Source organism: Mycobacterium sp. FW102-FHT13B02 (genome assembly GCF_058790275.1).
This window is the reverse complement of the sequence record NZ_JBYTCM010000009.1, coordinates 122766-140091: the sequence shown is the minus strand read 5'-3', so window position 1 is coordinate 140091 and position 17326 is coordinate 122766. Positions and strand designations below refer to the sequence as shown.

The following is a 17326-nucleotide window of genomic DNA, read 5'->3' as shown; positions in this document are numbered from 1 at the left end:
CCCGCCCCGACAGGGAGTCCGCGGGCGGCCTCTAGGCCGGATGTGCGCGCAGCCAGTCGAGGACCTGCTGCGCGTGCGTGTTCGGTGGGAAAATCGGATAGAAGACGTGCTCAATTCGGCCGTCCCGGACGACCAGCGTGAGCCGTGTGTAGAGCCGCGGGTAGCCGTCGGCAGCGAACGTCGGTAGCTGCAAAGCCTCAGCCAGGGCGAACGATTCATCCGACAGCATGTGGAATGGCAATCGCAGCCGCCGCACCACCTCCGCCTGATAGTCGACATCCTGGCTCGACACGCCCCAGACTTCCTCGACACCAGCGTCTTTCAGCTCGGCAAAGTGGTCACGGAAATCGCATGCCTCGGTCGAGCAGCCACGCGCTCCTGGAATCGCGTCCCACCCCTCGGGGATGTCGGCGCCGGGACGGCCGGTGAGCGGGTACAGATACAGAATCGTCCGTCCCGCCGGCAGGCTCCCTAGCCGGACGGGGCCACCGCCGCTCGACTTCAGCGTGATGTCGGGGACCCACAGTCCCACCAGATGGTCTGCCGCGCCGTCGTCTTCGGGGACCGGAAGGCCCGCGGGAAGTGTCGTGTAGTCCGTCACCTGCTCATACTCCTTATCGAACTCACGGCACGCGGCAGCGTTGAGCCGCGCCGTGAGGGCCTGTCGTCGCTGCGTCAGCGCCGCGATGGTCTCGTCGAGAACCGCGATGCCGTCCCGATAGGCCGCCAGCGACTCGGGACACTCGTCACTGTGCTCGTGGCCGTGGCGCAGGCAATCGATGAACGGCCGGGCCTTCGACGGGGAGATGCCGACGGCGGCCAGCGCACGCACTTCGCTGACGATCTGCACATCGTCTTCGGAGTAGTCCCGGTACCCATTGGGCAGGCGCAGCGGCTCCAGCAGGCCGAGGTCCTCGTAGTACCGCACGGCCTTGGTCGACGCGCCCGTTCGCCGGGCCAGCTCAGAAATCTGCATGGTCAATGTCCTCAGACAGAGGGTAAACACTGCCGCCAGGGGCAAGGTCAAATCAATCAGTCATACAGTGAAGTCATGGCCCTGCACACCCCGCTCACCGAGTTGTTCGGCATCGACCACCCGATCGTTTTGGCGCCGATGGGTGACGTATCCGGTGGCCGGCTGGCGGCCGCGGTGTCCGAGGGCGGCGGGCTTGGCCTGATCGGCGGCGGCCGCGGTGACCTGACGATGCTGGCCACCGAATGCCAGTTGGCCAGGCAAGGCACCGAAAAGCCCTGGGGGGTCGGCCTGCTCACCTGGGCGGTGAATCAGGAGATCGTCGACTGGGTCATCGCCCAGCAGCCGGCCGCCATCATCTTGTCTTTTGGCGACCCGGCCCCGTTCGCCAAAGCCATCCATGACGCCAACATCCCGCTGCTGTGCCAGGTCCACAGCCTCGATGAGGCCAAGCAGGCGCTCGATGCCGGGGTTCAGGCGCTGGTGGCGCAGGGCCGAGAGGCCGGCGGTCACCACGGCGGCCGTTCGACGCTGCCGTTCGTCCCTGCAGTCGTCGACGTGGCACACGATATCCCGGTGCTGGCGGCAGGCGGTATCGGTGACGGGCGCGGCCTGGCCGCGGCCCTGACCCTCGGCGCCGCGGGCGCGATGATCGGCACCCGATTCGAGGCCACCCACGAGTCCCTGCTCAGCGCCACCGAATCGAAGGTCATGCTCAAGGCGAAGGCGGCAGACACCACTACCGGCCGCGCCATCGACATCGCCGCCCGGCCGCTCGAGACGCGCTGGCCGGCACAGTATCCCGCGCGGACATTGCGCAGCGTCTTCACCGATGAGTGGCAGGACCGCGATGCCGAGCTGGATGCGGATCCCAAGGCCCAGCGGGAGTTCCGCACCAAGGTCGCCGAGCTGGACATGGACTACGTGCCGATCTGGGCCGGCGAGGCCCTGGACCTGATCGACGAGCTCGAACTGGCCGCGCCCCTGGTCCAGAAGATCGCCCATGATGCCGAACGCGCACTGGCCCGAGCCCACGCCCATATCCGCTGATGCCCGAAGGCGACACCGTCTGGCACACGGCAGCGATCCTCCACGAGGCGCTGCAGGGAAAGACGCTGACGCGCTGCGATATTCGCGTTCCGAAGTTCGCGACCGTCGACCTCACCGGCCAGACGGTCGATGAGGTGATCAGCCGCGGCAAGCACCTGTTCATCCGCACCGCCGAGGCCAGCATCCACTCGCACCTCAAGATGGAGGGCAAGTGGCAAGTCAGCACCAAACCGAGACGGCCCGATCACCGAACCAGAATCATCCTGGAAACCAAGGACATTCAAGCGGTGGGCACCGAGCTCGGCACGCTGGAGATCCTCCGACGAGACCACGACGAGGAGCCCGTCAAACACCTCGGCCCCGATCTCCTTGGCCCGGACTGGGATCCACAAAGAGCAGCAGCCAATCTCACCCAGGACCCCGACAGGCCGCTACACGAAGCGCTGCTCGACCAACGCAATCTCGCGGGCGTCGGCAACGTCTACGCCAATGAGTTGTGTTTCGTCGTCGGCCGTCGCCCGACGGCGCCGGTCAGCACAGTGAAAGACCCGCTGCGGCTGGCGCAGCGGGCCCGGGACATGTTGTGGCTGAACAGGAACAGATGGAGCAGGACCACAACGGGTGATACCCGGCCCGGCCGCGGACTCTGGGTGTACGGCCGGGCCGGGCAGGCGTGTCGCAGGTGCGGGACGCCGATCGAATCAGCCGGCCGACACCGGCATGAGAACCTCGACGTCGTCGGCGACCTCAACAACCTCACTGACCGGATCACCTTCTGGTGCCGGCTTTGTCAGCCATGAGTCCGGCAGGGCCAGCCGGCAGATCTTCTTCACCACCGAGAAGAACTGCTTGTGGATCGGGCCGCTGTTGTAGGGCAGGTCGTACTTCTCGCACAACGCCTTGACCTCCGGCGAGATTTCCGCGTAGCGGTGCGCCGGGATGTCGGGGAACAGGTGGTGCTCGATCTGGAACGACAGGTTGCCGCTGAAGATGTGGAACCACTTGCCGCCGGTCAGGTTTGCCGAACCCAGGAGCTGGCGGTAGTACCACTGCCCGCGGGTCTCGCTCTTGGTCTCCTCGACGGTGAACTCGTGGGTGCCCTCGGGGAAGTGGCCGCAGAAGATGATGGTGTAGGACCAGATGTTGCGCATCAGGTTGGCGGTCATGTTGCCGGCGAACACGAACGGCAGGAACGGCCCGGCCAGCAGCGGGAACGCCACGTAGTCCTTGACGGTCTGCTTGCGGACCTTGGCCCACATCTCCCGCAGCATGTCCTTCTTGTCCCGCAGGCGGATTTCACCGGTGCGGATGCGTTCGGCCTCCAACTCGTGCAGCGCGACGCCGTACTGGAAAAACACCATCAGCAGGAAGGCGTACACCGGGTTGCCCAGGTAGTACGGGCTCCACTTCTGGTCCTCGCTCATCCGCAGGACGCCGTAGCCGATGTCGCGGTCCATGTCGACGATGTTGGTGTAGGTGTGGTGCATGTAGTTGTGCGAGTGCCGCCACTGGTTGGACGGGCAGGCCGAATCCCATTCGAAGTTCTGGCCGCGCAACGCCGGGTCGCCCATCCAGTCGTACTGGCCGTGCATGACGTTGTGGCCGATCTCCATGTTGTCCAGGATTTTCGACAGGCCGAGCATCACGGTGCCGACGGGCCAGGCCGGGGGCAGGAACAGCAGGGCGCGGCCACCGATCTCCAGCTTGCGCTGCATGGCGATGATGTTGCGGATGTAGTCGGAGTCGCGGTCGCCCAGGTCGGCGAGGTGGCGTTCACGAATGGTGTCGAGCGCGCGGCCGAACTCGTCGAACTGCTCGGGGGTCAGGGGGGCGGGACGTCGAGCCATGATTCGTCTCCTTTGTGTGTGGGCTGGTGGTGGGGGTCTAGAGGTCGATCTGGACGTCGCCGCAGGGCGCGGTCACGCAGATTTGGACGTTTTCGTCAGGGGCGGTCGAGACCGCGCCGGTGATCAGGTTCTTCACCGGGCCGCTGATCTTCTTGCGGGTGCAGGTGTGGCAGATGCCCATGCGGCAGCCGTTGGTCGGGTTGAGCCCGGCGGCCTCGGCCTGCTCGAGGATGGAGCGGCCGTCGTCGACCACGTCGACCTTGCTCTCGGTGAAGGCGACGTTGCCGCCGGAGGCATCGGTCGGGACGGCGATGACCGGGGGCACGAAGCTCTCCGACTGGGCGCCCGGCAGCAGGTCCTTGACCGCGTCGACCAGTGCGGGCGGCCCGCAGACGAACACCGCGTCGGGGTTGGGCATGGCGGCGGCCAGGTGGTCGGGACCGAAGTGGCCGCTCAGGTCGCCGCGGTTGGAGCGGGTGTAGCTGTGCAGCACCTTGACGCCCGGGGTGGCGGCCAGCTCGGTGGCGTAGGCAGCCTCTTCGGGGTTGCGGGCGTAGTGGAGGAACGCGACCTCGCCGTCGAAGTTCTCCTCGCGCAAGGTGCGCAGCATCGACAGCACCGGCGTGATGCCGCTGCCGCCGGACACCAGGAGGATGCGGCGCGGACGAACCGCCGGGAGGACGAAGTCGCCGCCGACGGAGTCGAGGTGGACGACCATGCCGGGCTCCGCGTGCTCGAACAGGTGGGTGGAGACCTGGCCGCCGTCGTGCAGGCCGACGGTCAGCTCGATCACCGGGCTGCCCTCGGAGTTGGCCGGCGAGTAGCACCGGGTACGGCGACGGCCGTCGATCTCGACGGTCAGGTTGATGTGCTGGCCAGCTTTGAAGCCCTGCCAGGCGTCGTTGGGCTGCAGGGTCAGGGTGACGCTGCGCGGCGTCTGCCGACGGACGGCGACGACTTTGGCGCGCGCGTCGTTGACAGTCCAGGTGCGATCGAAAACCTCGGTGTACCGGTCCACGCCGTGCGGGCCGGTGAGGATTCCAACCAGGGCGGAGCGCCGTACTCGGCGGCTCAAAGTTTCGGTGAACATATGTACACAGTGACGGACTTCAACCGTTCGAGTCAAGACTTAAATCGCTGGTTGTTGCTGGGATCACACGGTGAACATACGTACCCATAACTCATACACATTCGTACCGATCTGCGGTTTCGTCACCCTGTGTAAACTTTGTTCGGTGAACAGCCGTACCCCTGGTTCACGCGACCGGAGGTCCAGCCGCTCATCAAGCTCCCGCGTCCAGGACAACCTCTCGCGCGAAGAGCGCAAGGAAGCCACCCGCCGCGCGATCATCGCGGCCGCCCTCAAGCTGCTCGACGAGGACAGTTTCAGCGCGCTCAGCCTGCGTGAGGTCACCCGTGAGGCCGGCATCGTGCCCGCCGCCTTCTATCGGCACTTCGAAAGCATGGACGCCCTCGGCCTGGTACTGATCGATGAGTCGTTCCGCGCCCTGCGCGAGATGCTCCGTGGTGCCCGCGCCGGCCAACTCGACCCCAAACGCATCATCGAGTCCTCCGTCGACATCCTGTTCAACAGCGTCGCCGAACGCCCCGAGCACTGGCGCTTCATCAGCCGTGAACGCAACAGCGGCGTCACCGCGCTGCGCTATGCGATCCGCACGGAAATCCGGCTGATCACCTCGGAGCTCGCGATCGACCTGGGCCGACTGCCCGGGCTCACCACCTGGAGCGCCGAAGACCTGAACATCGTGGCCGGCCTGTTCGTCAACACGATGATGACCACCGCCGAATCCATCGATGATGCGAACGACGCCAAGGCACTGGACGACGTCAAGCGAACCGCGCGCAAGCAGCTCCGCATGATCGCGGTCGGTGTGGCCGGGTGGCACAGCAGCTGATTCGGCGCACAAAAAGTGTGGGATTCAGTGCAGCTGGTTGCTCCTGACTGGTGAGACAGCCATGATGAATTTCTTGACTTTGCCGGGAGTCCGCCGTGACCAGTGCCCACGCGAGGTCGGCAGCAGCCGACGACGACGACGCGGCGCTCGCGGTTGCCGCCGCGGCGGGTGACCGGGCGGCCTTCGCCGCCATCTATGACCGCTATGCCAGCCGCTTGTACGACTTCTGCATCGGCATGCTGCGAGACCGCGATGCCGCTGCGGACTGCGTCCAGGACGTCTTCGTCACGGCCGCCAGCCGTCTCGATCAACTCCGCGAGCCCGATCGTCTGCGCTCCTGGCTGTATGCGGTCGCCCGCAACGAGGCACTCGCCCGGATCCGGGCTCGTCGCCGCGAACAGCCCAGCGACGAGCTGCCCGAAATCGTCAGCGGGGAACCGGATTTGGCGACTCTGGCGGCGCGCAGCGAGCTTGCGAAACTGATCGGCGACGCCTGCGGCGGCCTCGCCGATCGCGATCAGTTGATACTGGAGTTGTCCTACCGCCAAGGGCTGACTGGCCCCGAACTTGCTGAAGCGTTGGGAGTCTCAGCGAAAAACGCCAACACGTTGGTCGAACGGTTGCGGGAGACCATCGCCCGGTCCCTGGGCGCACTATTGGTATGTAGGCAGGTCCGCGCCGATCCGCAGCGGTGCCCCGAACTGGCCACGATCCTCGACAATTGGGACGGCCAATTCACGGTACTGATGCGCAAACGCGCCGCGCGACACATAGATTCCTGCCCGGTCTGCGAAGAGCAGCGCACCAAGATGGTCACTCCCACCGCCTTGCTGGGCAGTACACCGCTGCTCATCCCGGCGCCCGAGTGGCTGCGCGAGGCGACGCTGGCACACGCGGGCGACGTCCTTCCGGGTGCCAGCTCAGGTGGATCGCCTGCTGCAAACCACTCATGGTGGCCACCGCACGACGTGGACGTCTCTGATCTGCCCGATGCGCAGAAAGATTCAAAGCCCGGCTATCTCAGACGCCACGCCCTGGCGGTGACCGGGGTCGCCGCACTCGTGGCGGCCGGCGGTGCTGTCTACCTGAGTACGCCTCAGGTCTTCAACGTCGATCACACGAGCGTGACCGGTCAGCCGTCGTCATCGTCAGCTCCGTCGACGCCGAACACACCCAACGAGAACCACCTCAAATTGGCGCCGCCCAGCCCGACAGAGCCGGCGGGCAACACGGAACGGACCGCACTACCAACTGATTCGACCGGACCCGTGGCGCCGCCGGTCAGCCAGGCGCCGATCATTCTGCCGGGCAATCCCGATCCGCCGGTGGCATCTCCGCACCGCTCCCGGCCGGTCCCGCCGGTGCAACCCCCGAGCACGCCGGGTGGTCCCGTGACTCCCCCGATCAATTCGGGTGGTCCTGTCACGCCCCCGGGCGGTGACGAGGGTCCCGTCACGCCACCGAAATCCGGACCGATCGTCGATCCCGGCCCGCCCCAGCCACCCAAGCCGCCATCGACACCGCCGACGGCGTCGACCGGACGAGCACCGGCCCCCGGACACCTACCACCACGCCAGGAAGGCGGGTCGAACAACTGTGTCCCGCCGGCCTGTATCCAGCCGTCGGGACCACTCGGATAGCACTGTCGCACAAACGAATTCGGCCCGTCACCTCAGGGATGACGGGCCGTCTTCGATCTCGCCGACTTCAGTGGATCACCGCCAGCGGATGAGGCACACCGACGGGGTTCTGGATGTAGGTCTGCCGCGTGTAGTCCCCCAGCCAATTGCCGTTTGGGTGGAAACCCGCCGCGCCGTACAGCGAGCAGATCTGGTCCATCTCCTTGCCGGGGACGACCTCCAACCGGTACGAGCCGCGGACCGCTCCCGCGGCGTAGGCGCCCGGGTTGGTGAGGCACGACTCCTTGAAGGCGTCGAACTGCGCATCGGCCTGAGAGAGAGGCGACAGCGCCGTGGCACCGGCGGCAACGACGCCGGATGCGATGACGAACTTGGCGGTCGCAGCGAGGACGCGCTGCCGGGTTGATGCGGTGCTGGCCATGATGATCTCCTTCAGGACGTACCCGGCCCCTGTCGGCCGCGTTCGTGTACTAGGAGCGTCAGGACGCTGGGATTCCCACACTTTTTCGGAGGACATCTGCGCCACCTCGGTTCCGCTGCTACGCCGCACCGTGGCGTACCAGGGACCGCAACTCGCGCAGACGTCTGCCAAGAAGTGTGGGAATTGCCGAGGCCGTCCGCTCCTACCAGGTGAACGCAGGCCATGGGGCCTGACATCACACTTGGAGGCAGCCATGACCCACAACAACACCCACGCTCGGAAGCTGTCGTTGGCAGCAGTCGCGCTCATGATCGCGACGCTCGGGCTCGGCACCGCGGCGACGGCCGGCGCCGTCGACAACAACCGGGGCGACGGTGGGTTCCTGGCCTGCTACAAGGAGATGATCAGCCATGCTCCCCACGATCCGCCCACCCAGGACGACGCCGACATCGCCACACACGACTGCTGCCTCAACACCGGCGGATCGTGGAGTTCGAGCGACTACCACCACGGCTTCTGCATTTGGCCGCCCGCCGACGCGCAGTCGGGACAGCACCCCAAGCCCGGCACCAAGCTGATCCCCCGCGGCGAGCCGCTGCCGACCAGGCAGCTCTCGTAGCACAGTCTGCAGGCCGCGCTGCACGTCGAGAACCGCAGCCAGACTCTCGCCGCCTCGGCCCAGATCGATTTGGCGGCAAAGGCGTTCGGCAACCGGTAGGCGATTACGCCACCAGCGACGGATTCGCGGGCAGGCGCTTTTTCAGTCGTGCCACCCGGTGCAGCTGGCCGAAGATGTTCATCGACGTGAGCATCGGGATACCGCCGATGAAAGTGCGAAACGACGGATGGCCACCGTGCACCTGCAGCTCGTAGAGGCACCCGACGACGTAGAAGAAGCCCATGGTGAAAAGGACTGCGGGTATCGCGTAGGCGAGCGGCGAGCCGGCGTCCGACACCAATTCGTTCGCATAGTCGATCTCGTCCTGCGACATCGGTTGACCTTCACGCACTTTGGCCAGTACCGCTTTGTGGGCACCAACCTGTTCGCCCAATACGGCGGGTGGGCGCCGCTCCAGCCCCCGCACGTACACGAAGACGCACGCGAGGAAGGTCAGTGCCATCAGCCCGGCGAGGATTGTCAGGCCGCCCCACAGCTCCATGCCCGTCATGCGTCTCCTCCGTGGCTTCGCGCACCTGCACCCGATCCACTGACCGCGGGATCGCCGTCCTCCCACAGCAGCAGCTGACGCACCGACTGCCGGGATCCGTAGGGCTGCAGCATCTGGCTGGCCGGGCGCGGCCGCACCTTGAGCGGCCACCAGAACCACCGCCCGAGCAGCACGGCGATGGCCGGCGTCATGAACGACCGGACGATCAATGTGTCGAACAGCAGACCGAGGGCGATTGTCGTCCCGATCTGGCCGAGCACCCTCAGGTCGGCGAACACGAAGGACGCCATGGTCGCGGCGAACACCAGCCCGGCCGAGGTCACCACCGCGCCGGAGCCGGCCATCGCGCGGATGATGCCGGTATTGATGCCGGCGTGGATCTCTTCCTTGAACCGCGAGATGAGCAGCAGGTTGTAATCCGACCCCACCGCCAGCAGCAGAATCACGGCCAGCGCCAACACGATCCAGTACAGGTCGATGCCGAAGATGTCCTGCCAGATCAGGACGGACAGGCCGAATGAGGCGCCCAGCGACAGTGCCACGGTGCCGACGATGACCAAGGCCGCGACAATGCTTCGGGTGATGAACATCATCACCAGCAGAATCAGGCTCAGCGCGGCGATACCGGCGATCATGAGGTCGTACTTGGCGCCCTCCTGGATGTCTTTGTAGGTGGCGGCCGTGCCGGCAAGATAGATCCTCGATCCGCCCAGCGGAGTGCCCTTGACGGCCTGCTGCGCCGCGTGCCTGATGGCGGCGATGTGCGAAATGCCTTCCGGCGTAGCGGGATCGCCGTCGTGCGTGATGATCATCCGCGCGGCCTTGCCATCCGGTGACATGAACAGCTTCATGCCGCGCTGGAACTCGGGGTTGGTGAACGCTTCCGGCGGCAGATAGAACGAGTCGTCGGTTTTCGACGCGTCGTACGCCTGCCCCAATGCGGTGGCGTTCTGCAGCGACGCGGCGGCCTGATCGTTGAGGCCCGAGTTGGTGGCGTAATTCGTCATCGTCAGCTCGCGGTTCGTCTGCTGACTGGCGATCTGCGGCGGGATCAGCGCGAGCAGTTTCGGCTGCAGCGCATCGAGTTTCCCGATACTGCCGGCGACATCGCCCAGCTGATCGGTCAGATCATCGATGCCGTCGAGTGCGTCGAAGACCGACCGCAGCGCGGCACAGATCGGGATGTCGAAACAATGCGGCTCCCAATAGAAGTAATTGCGCAACGGCCGGAAGAAATCGTCGAAATTGGCGATCTTGTCCCGCAGGTCCTTGGCGGTGGCGACGGTGTCCTGAAACGCCTTGGCCTGCTCATGGGTGAGGGCGCCCGATTGCTGTTGCAGCGAATACTGTTGCCGCAGAATGTCGATCGACTTGTTGATCACATCCACCTGCTTGAGCAGGTCAGCGCTACGCGCCTGCTGGAAGGGCAGGTTGTTGATCTGCCCGGAATTTCCGGCACTGATCAAGAATGGTATGGACGAGTGGTCCAGAGGTGTGCCGAGCGGTCGGGTGATCGACTGCACCTGCGCGATGCCGTCGGTGTGGAAGACCGCCTTCGCGACGCGCTCCAGCAGGATCATGTCTGTGGAGTTACGCAGATCATGGTCGGCTTGGATCATCAGCAGTTCGGGATTGAGCCGGGCCTGCGAGAAGTGGCGTTCGGCGGCAGCGTAGCCGATGTTGGCCGGGGCGCTGGCAGGCATGTACGGGCGGGTGTCGTAGCTCGTCTTGTATCCGGGCAGGGCGATCAGGCCGATCAGGGCCACCGCGACGGTGACGACCAGGATGGGGCCGGGCCACCGCACGATGGCGGTGCCGATGCGCCGCCAGCCTTGGGTCTGCAGCTGACGCACGGGTTCGAAGAGGCCGAAGTGCCTGCCGATACCCAGCAGCGCGGGTGCGAGCGTCAACGCGGCGACCACGGCGACGAGAACGCCGGTCCCGGCGGGGATTCCGAGGCTCTGGAAGTACGGGAGCCGGGTGAACGTCAGACAGAACACGGCACCGGCGATGGTCAGCCCCGATCCCAGGATGATGTGCGACGTCCCGTGATACATCGTGTTGTACGCGGTGACGCGGTCCTGCCCGGCGTAGCGGGCTTCGTGGAACCGGCCGAGGATGAAGATCGCATAATCGGTGCCGGCGGCAATGACCAAGAGCGTCAACAGGTTTGTCGAGTACGTCGACAACTCGATGATGCCGGCGTTGGCCAGCGAGGCGACGACGCCGCGCGACGCCGTCAGTTCCATCATCACCGTGAAGATCACCATGATCACCGTGGTGAATCGGCGGTAGAGCGAGAACAGCATCACCATGATCACGCCGATGGTGATCAGCGTGGTCTTGAGGGTGCCGTGACGGCCGACCTCGAACTGGTCGGTGATCAGGGGCGCGGCGCCCGTGAGGTACACCTTGAGACCCGGTGGCGGCGGCGTGTTCTCGATGATCCTGCGGACAGAGTCGACGGACTCGTTGGCCAGCGACTCCCCCTGGTTGCCGGCGAGGTAGACCTGCACCAGCGCCGCCTTGCCGTCCGCACTCTGCGATCCGGCTGCCGTCAGCGGGTCGCCCCAGAAGTTCTGCACGTGCTGGACGTGTTTGGTGTCGGCGGTGAGTTTGTCGATCAGGCCGTCGTAGTAGTGGTGCGCGGCGGCCCCCAGCGGCTGGTCGCCCTCGAGGACGATCATCGCCGAACTGTCGGAATCGAACTCGTGGAACACCTTGCCGATCTGCTTCGCCGCCTGTAGCGACGGCGCGTCTGTCGGGCTCAGCGAGACGTTATGCGATTCGGCCACCGTCTCCAACTGCGGCACAAAGACATTCGTCACCACGGCCAGCGCCAGCCAGAAGAAGGCGATGAGCACCGAGTATCGGCGGATGAAGTCCGGAACGCGGTTGGTGCTCATCCGGATTTGTCCAGACAGTAGGTGAAGGCGTGCACGGTGTTGACCGTTCTCTCGTCTTTGACGGCGTCGTCGATCGTGATGCGGCAGCCGATCGAGTCGCTGTCGCCCTGGGCCTGGACGTTGACGAACACCGCCGGCTGAGTGGTGGTCGTGTCGTAGGCCCAGGGCAACCTGACGGCGTCGGCGCGCTGCGGTTGAGCGTTGACGTCCAGGTAGGTGACAGTGGCGACGGCGCCCGGCGGTCCGAAGACCTCCATCACCACATGCTTGGGGTTGAACGGCACGATGTCATTCACCGCGCCGTTCGGGGTGGACGTGACGTCATGCGAGGCGAAAACGCCGTGCAGCCGGAACACCGCGAACCCGGCGATCACAACCACCACCACCGCCACCACATACATCCAGTGGCGACCCAGCTGGCGCCTGATCGGAAACCGCTGCATCCGTTACCCTTTCGCACCGGCATGCGTGGACTGCGCGGAACGTCTCTCTAGCGTGGCTAATCAAGAAGGTTGACGGTATGACATTAAACCCGTCGGGGCTATAATTCAACACGTAATGAATTCTGTGAATGAGGGAGTCGAATGGCCCAGCGACCCTCCCGCGGCGGACGCCGCCCGGGGCCCAACGGCACCCGCGAGGCCATCGAGGAGACCGCACGAAAGCTGTTCGCGGAACTCGGATACGAGCGCACGTCCCTGCGACAGGTCGCACTGCAGGCCGGCGTCGACCCCGCTCTGGTCAGCCACTTCTATGGCAAGAAATGGGACCTGTTCCTCGCGGTGGTCGAACTACCCGTCGAACCTGCGGTGATCATCGGCCGGGTGCTCGACGGCGACAGAGACAGCGCGGGCCTACGGCTGGCGACATTCATCCTGGACGTGCTCGAGGACGAGGTTCGGCGGCGGCCGATGATCGGCATGGTGCGCGCGGCCACCGCCGAACCTGAGGCGGCCAGACTGGTGCGGGACTTCCTGGCGCGCAAGATCATTGCACCCATCGCGGAAGGACTGGGCTCCGCCGATGCCGACTACCGCGCCGCCTTGGTCATGTCACAGGTCAACGGTTTCGCGTTGGCGCGGTACGTCATCGGACTCGAGCCACTGGCCAATCGCTCGAACGAACAACTCGCCGCCGATCTCGGGGTCACGCTGCAGCGCTACCTACTCGGCGATCTCGCACCGAGCGCGCAGTAGACCCCGTCAGACGTGGCTGTGCGCCGCGGTCCAGGCCGGCAGGGGATCCGCATAACGCAGCCAGGCGTTGGTGCCGGCAGCCACTTCGTCGTTCGTGAGGAGCGCTGAGTCAAGAAGCGCTCGCACCTTGTCGGTTTCGAGTTTGATGCCGATGAAGACGATCTCTTGACTGGGCTCGAGGTCGGTACTCGTCCAGTACTGGGCGGGTTCGATGGTGAGGTTGGGCCCGGCCTGTGACCAGATGGCGGCGATGTTCGGCCGGGTGGCGATCCAGCAGAAGCCTTTACTGCGCAGCAGGCCCCGCACCTGGTCGAGGACATCGGCAAGGCGCTGGGGATGGAACGGGCGATCGGCGCGGAACGTCATGCTGCTGATGCCGTATTCCTCCGTTTCCGGAGCGTGTCCGTTCGCGATCTCCTCATCCCATCCGGGTGCTTCCGCGGCGAGTTCCGGGTCGAACAGCCCCGTGTCCAAAACGGTTGCCAGCGGTACGATCCCGCGCTCGGTGCGCTCGATCCGTGCCCTGGGATTGAGGCGCCGGGCGAGAGCCTCCACGGTCGCAACCGTTTTGGCACTGACCAGGTCGGTCTTGTTGATCAGGATCACGTCGGCGAACTCGACCTGATCGACCAACAATTCGGCGATGTTGCGGCCGTCGCCGTCGGCCACCGCCAGCTCGCGGTCGGCGAGCGCCTCCCCGCGCGCCAACTCCGGCAGGAACGTGCACGCATCGATGACGGTGACCATCGTGTCCAGGCGGGCGAGCTCGGAGAGAACGAACCCGTCCTCGAATTCCCAGCTGAAGGTGGCCGCCACCGGCATGGGCTCGGAGATGCCCGTCGATTCGATCACGATCTGGTCGAATCGTTTCTGGCGAGCCAGCTCGGCCACCGCGGTGATGAGGTCTTCCCGCAGGGTGCAGCAGATACATCCGTTGGTGAGTTCGACCAGCTTTTCTTCCGTCCGGTCGAGGTGCCCTTGGCCGGCGACGAGCGCCGCGTCGATGTTCACCTCACTCATGTCGTTGACGATCACCGCCACCCGGCGACCGTCCCGGTTGGCCAGGATGTGATTGAGCAGCGTGGTCTTACCGGCTCCCAGAAAACCCGAAAGCACGGTCACCGGGATGAGGTCAGCGGTCGTCGTAGGCATCCACTAACGATAATCATTTTCATTAAGGAGCGCGAGTCGGGCGCCGGAATAATTCGGACCGCAGTCCGGTTGGCCATTCAGAGTCCGGACGAGCCGGCACTCCCACCAACGAAGGACAGGCATATGACCACCGCAACCACTCCCATCAGCGCCGGCACCTGGGCAATCGACACCGCCCACTCGACCGTCGAATTCTCGGTACGCCATCTGATGGTCAGCAAGGTCCGCGGCAAGTTCGAGAACTTCAGTGGCGTCATCACCATTGCCGAAGACGGCACGCCGTCGGTCACCGCGGAGATCGACGTGACATCCCTCAACACCGGCAACGAGCAGCGCGACGGCCACGTCAAGTCGGCCGACTTCTTCGACGCCGAGAACCATCCGGTGGCGACCTTCACCTCGACCGCAGTACGGCCCAACGGGGCGTCGTACCTGCTGGACGGCAACCTGACCATCAAGGGCAACACCCGGCCGGTCACCCTTGGCCTCGAATTCAACGGCGTGAGCCCCGGCATGGGCCATGGCGAGGTCTCCGGTTACGAAGCGTCAGTTGTCATCAACCGCAAGGACTTCGGCGTCGACCTCGACCTGCCGATGGAGACCGGTGGCGCCGTCGTCGGCGACAAGGTCACCATCACCCTGGACATCGAAGCCGTCAAACAAGCCTGATCCAGGAACGACGCCGGGCCGGATTCACGCATTCACTCCGGCCAGGCGTTGTCCTGAATGAGGTCAACGAAATTCGTCCGCTTGAACGACGGATCGAAGTGCGCCAGTACGTCGTCGTTCATGGTCCCGAACGTCGTGTCCGGACGATCGACCATGCCGTCGTGGAACGCCCGCAGAATGCGGTTCTTGAAGTCGGGACGCGGATGGGCGGCGATCACCTCGGCACGCTGCTGGTCGCTGATCTCGTCGAGACCCAGGCCGATGACGTCGGTTTCGACGCCCAGGGTCACCACCGCGACCTCGGGTGCCAGGTGGTGCGGGACCTCCGGTGTGGTGTGCAGCGCGATCGCCAGCCACACATCCGTCGCGTCCTGCTCGCTACGGCCGAAGTCCAGCAACAGTTTTCGAGCCATGTCGGCACCGTCGATCTCGAACCTCTGATACTTGGTGCCGTGCTCCGTGGTCAGCCCCAGATCGTGGAACATCCCGCCCACATAGGCGAGTTCCGGGTCGACATCGAGGCCCCGCGCGGCCGCCTTCAACGACCCCCACAGGAACACCCGGCGGGAGTGGTTGAACAAGGTGTCGTCGGTCGCCTTCCGAACGATCGAGGTGGCCTCCCGGGCCAGTTCGGTATCCGGAATCGTCACCTCTGCAATAACTTCGGTCATGACAGACAACCTTCCGTCGGACTTAATTGGATACATTCCATTTTGTCCGAGGACCGGCCACACCTACAGGGCGCGAGCTGCCAGGCATCCCACAAATTAGGACATCGAAATCCGGGCGGGAGCTCAGACGTACTTCTCGTGCACGTAGCACCACCGCCAGTTCTCGCCCGGCTCGAACGACTGCACGATCTCGTGTCCCGGCGTCTGCGCGTGCGCACTGGCATGCCGCATCGGTGACGAATCGCAGCAGCCGACGTGCCCGCACGTCAGGCACAGTCGTAGATGCACCCAGCGGGTACCGGCCGCGATGCAGTCCTGACATCCCTTGGTGGTCTGCGGGGTGACGAGGCGGACATTTTTCAGGTGGGAGTCGCCGAAGATCGAAGCCACGGTTTCCACCGTAACCCCGCAACGCCGGGATCACTGGGATGCGGCCGGACTGAACATCGACCCCGCCGTCGTCATCTGGCGGCATCGCCTGAAAGCTGATGAACTGGACCAAATTCGGGACGGAGTGGCGGATACGTGACAGAACGTTATGACGTCGTCGTTGCCGGTGGCGGCCCGTCGGGTGCCGCAGCGGCATGGCAGGCGGCGCAGGCAGGCGCCAAGGTGCTGGTCGTCGACAAGGCGGAGTTCCCCCGGGACAAACCGTGTGGTGACGGATTGACCGCGCGGGCCGTGAGCTACCTGCAGAAGATGGGCCTGGCAGACGAAGTGGCCACGTTCCACCGGATCAATCGCGTCACGGTGTTCAGCCCGAGTCGGTGGGAGATGTCCTTTCCGAGGCGGCCCGGCATGCCCGACCACGGACACACCGTCAGCCGCACCCACCTGGACACCGTGTTGCTCAGGCACGCCGAGAAGGCTGGGGCGCAAGTGCGCGAGGGCGCCGAAGTGGCCGGACCGGAGCTCGATGGCAACGGCCGGGTGGTCGGTGTGGTCCTCAAGACCGGAGAGAAGATCTCGGCGGATGCCGTCATCGCGGCTGACGGCGCGTACTCGCCCGTCAAGCGCGCACTGAACATCCATTCGGAGTACAACGGCTACTCGGCCATCGCGATCCGTTCGGAGATGCATCTGAACCGGCCGGACACCGATTCGTTCGACATCTACCTCAAGCTGCAGTTTCAGGGCGATCAGTTGCCCGGCTACGGCTGGGTGTTCCCGATGGGCAACGGCAGGTTCAACATCGGTGTGGGCTACGTCAACTGCTACCGGAACTGGCAGGCGATCAACGCCACGCGGCAACTCGGCGAGTTCTTGCGGTCCCTGCCGCGCGACTGGGACCTGCCACCGATTACGGACTTGCAGAAGAGCAGGAGTGTGCGGGCCTGGCGCCTGCCAATGGGTTTCACCGCGTGGCCGCCGTGGCGTCCGGGCGTGGTCTTCACCGGCGACGCACTCGGCGCCGCCAAACCGGTTTCGGGTGCGGGCATCTCGAAGGCGCTCGAATCCGGTGTGGTCGCCGGCGAATGCGTGATCGCGGCGCTGCAGAACGGCGGTCCCGGCGACTTCACCAACTACACCCAGCGCCTGGAGGCCGCCTGGGGCAGGGAGTACCGAATGGGCCGGGGCGGCCACCGGCTCGCTGGGATCCCTGCCATTCCGAACGCAGGCATCAAGCTCCTCGACAAAGGCCTCGTACGCGACTGCGCTCTCAGGGTGATGTACGGGAAACGGCACGGTCCCCTGCATACGTACTGATCGTCGGCG

At 65.3% G+C, this 17326-nt stretch carries 18 protein-coding genes; 8 read left to right on the top strand and 10 right to left on the bottom strand.

The annotated features are described in order from the left end of the window. Positions 1-31: 31 nt before the first annotated feature. Positions 32-976: a MerR family transcriptional regulator gene (locus AC3WTE_RS17580; RefSeq protein WP_492439429.1), complete on the bottom strand. Its 945-nt coding sequence runs from the start codon at positions 974-976 to the stop codon at positions 32-34. 75 nt (positions 977-1051) lie between these two features. On the opposite strand from AC3WTE_RS17580, the gene AC3WTE_RS17575 reads away from it, so the two are divergent. Then, positions 1052-2023 (top strand): NAD(P)H-dependent flavin oxidoreductase, encoded by a 972-nt coding sequence (locus AC3WTE_RS17575; RefSeq protein WP_492439427.1) that lies wholly within the window; start codon positions 1052-1054, stop codon positions 2021-2023. Further along, the gene (gene nei2 / locus AC3WTE_RS17570) at positions 2023-2823 is read left to right on the top strand and encodes an endonuclease VIII Nei2 (RefSeq protein ID WP_492439426.1); all 801 of its coding nucleotides are present in this window, start codon (positions 2023-2025) and stop codon (positions 2821-2823) included. Before AC3WTE_RS17575 ends, nei2 begins: the two co-directional genes overlap by 1 nt. Here the strand turns inward: nei2 and AC3WTE_RS17565 are convergent. Next, the gene (locus tag AC3WTE_RS17565; protein WP_492439424.1) at positions 2725-3870 is read right to left on the bottom strand and encodes a fatty acid desaturase family protein; all 1146 of its coding nucleotides are present in this window, start codon (positions 3868-3870) and stop codon (positions 2725-2727) included. The genes nei2 and AC3WTE_RS17565 overlap by 99 nt on opposite strands. A gap of 37 nt (positions 3871-3907) precedes the next feature. Further along, the gene (locus AC3WTE_RS17560) at positions 3908-4960 is read right to left on the bottom strand and encodes a ferredoxin reductase (protein WP_492439422.1); all 1053 of its coding nucleotides are present in this window, start codon (positions 4958-4960) and stop codon (positions 3908-3910) included. Between the two features lie 145 nt (positions 4961-5105). Here AC3WTE_RS17560 and AC3WTE_RS17555 point away from each other — a divergent pair, with 145 nt between their 5' ends. Next, positions 5106-5786: a TetR family transcriptional regulator gene (locus tag AC3WTE_RS17555; protein WP_459366342.1), complete on the top strand. Its 681-nt coding sequence runs from the start codon at positions 5106-5108 to the stop codon at positions 5784-5786. A gap of 95 nt (positions 5787-5881) precedes the next feature. Beyond that, positions 5882-7426 carry an RNA polymerase sigma factor gene (locus AC3WTE_RS17550; RefSeq protein ID WP_492439421.1) on the top strand — a complete coding sequence of 515 codons (1545 nt, stop codon included), beginning with the start codon at positions 5882-5884 and terminating at the stop codon, positions 7424-7426. A gap of 67 nt (positions 7427-7493) precedes the next feature. Here AC3WTE_RS17550 and AC3WTE_RS17545 read toward each other — a convergent pair whose 3' ends face one another. After that, positions 7494-7847, bottom strand: coding sequence for a hypothetical protein (locus AC3WTE_RS17545; protein ID WP_492439419.1), 354 nt, complete (start codon positions 7845-7847; stop codon positions 7494-7496). Positions 7848-8100: 253 nt separating this feature from the next. On the opposite strand from AC3WTE_RS17545, the gene AC3WTE_RS17540 reads away from it, so the two are divergent. Beyond that, a complete protein-coding gene (locus tag AC3WTE_RS17540) occupies positions 8101-8466 on the top strand; it encodes a hypothetical protein (protein WP_492439417.1) in 366 nt (121 codons plus the stop codon). Positions 8467-8569: 103 nt separating this feature from the next. Here AC3WTE_RS17540 and AC3WTE_RS17535 read toward each other — a convergent pair whose 3' ends face one another. Genes AC3WTE_RS17535 through AC3WTE_RS17525 form a run of 3 tightly spaced genes read right to left on the bottom strand, consistent with a single transcriptional unit; the run spans position 8570 to position 12365 of the window. Beyond that, positions 8570-9016, bottom strand: a complete 447-nt coding sequence (locus tag AC3WTE_RS17535) for a hypothetical protein (RefSeq protein ID WP_492439415.1) — start codon at positions 9014-9016, stop codon at positions 8570-8572. Beyond that, positions 9013-11922 carry an MMPL/RND family transporter gene (locus tag AC3WTE_RS17530; protein ID WP_492439413.1) on the bottom strand — a complete coding sequence of 970 codons (2910 nt, stop codon included), beginning with the start codon at positions 11920-11922 and terminating at the stop codon, positions 9013-9015. The genes AC3WTE_RS17535 and AC3WTE_RS17530 overlap by 4 nt, the downstream gene beginning before the upstream one ends. Then, the gene (locus AC3WTE_RS17525) at positions 11919-12365 is read right to left on the bottom strand and encodes an MmpS family transport accessory protein (protein ID WP_492439412.1); all 447 of its coding nucleotides are present in this window, start codon (positions 12363-12365) and stop codon (positions 11919-11921) included. The genes AC3WTE_RS17530 and AC3WTE_RS17525 overlap by 4 nt, the downstream gene beginning before the upstream one ends. Positions 12366-12506: 141 nt before the next feature. Here AC3WTE_RS17525 and AC3WTE_RS17520 point away from each other — a divergent pair, with 141 nt between their 5' ends. Beyond that, complete coding sequence (locus AC3WTE_RS17520) at positions 12507-13118, top strand: TetR/AcrR family transcriptional regulator (protein ID WP_492439411.1); 612 nt, start codon at positions 12507-12509, stop codon at positions 13116-13118. 6 nt (positions 13119-13124) lie between these two features. Here AC3WTE_RS17520 and AC3WTE_RS17515 read toward each other — a convergent pair whose 3' ends face one another. Then, entirely contained in the window at positions 13125-14270 is a 1146-nt protein-coding gene (locus AC3WTE_RS17515) for a GTP-binding protein (RefSeq protein WP_492439409.1), read from the bottom strand. A 123-nt stretch (positions 14271-14393) separates the two neighbouring features. Here AC3WTE_RS17515 and AC3WTE_RS17510 point away from each other — a divergent pair, with 123 nt between their 5' ends. Then, a complete protein-coding gene (locus tag AC3WTE_RS17510) occupies positions 14394-14939 on the top strand; it encodes a YceI family protein (RefSeq protein ID WP_492439408.1) in 546 nt (181 codons plus the stop codon). A 32-nt stretch (positions 14940-14971) separates the two neighbouring features. Here AC3WTE_RS17510 and AC3WTE_RS17505 read toward each other — a convergent pair whose 3' ends face one another. Continuing rightward, the gene (locus AC3WTE_RS17505) at positions 14972-15610 is read right to left on the bottom strand and encodes an HD domain-containing protein (protein ID WP_492439406.1); all 639 of its coding nucleotides are present in this window, start codon (positions 15608-15610) and stop codon (positions 14972-14974) included. 123 nt (positions 15611-15733) lie between these two features. Next, on the bottom strand, positions 15734-16000 hold the full coding sequence (locus tag AC3WTE_RS17500) for a UBP-type zinc finger domain-containing protein (protein WP_043397744.1): 267 nt from the start codon (positions 15998-16000) through the stop codon (positions 15734-15736). A 135-nt stretch (positions 16001-16135) separates the two neighbouring features. On the opposite strand from AC3WTE_RS17500, the gene AC3WTE_RS17495 reads away from it, so the two are divergent. After that, the gene (locus tag AC3WTE_RS17495; RefSeq protein WP_492439404.1) at positions 16136-17317 is read left to right on the top strand and encodes an NAD(P)/FAD-dependent oxidoreductase; all 1182 of its coding nucleotides are present in this window, start codon (positions 16136-16138) and stop codon (positions 17315-17317) included. The last annotated feature ends 9 nt before the right edge of the window (positions 17318-17326 follow it).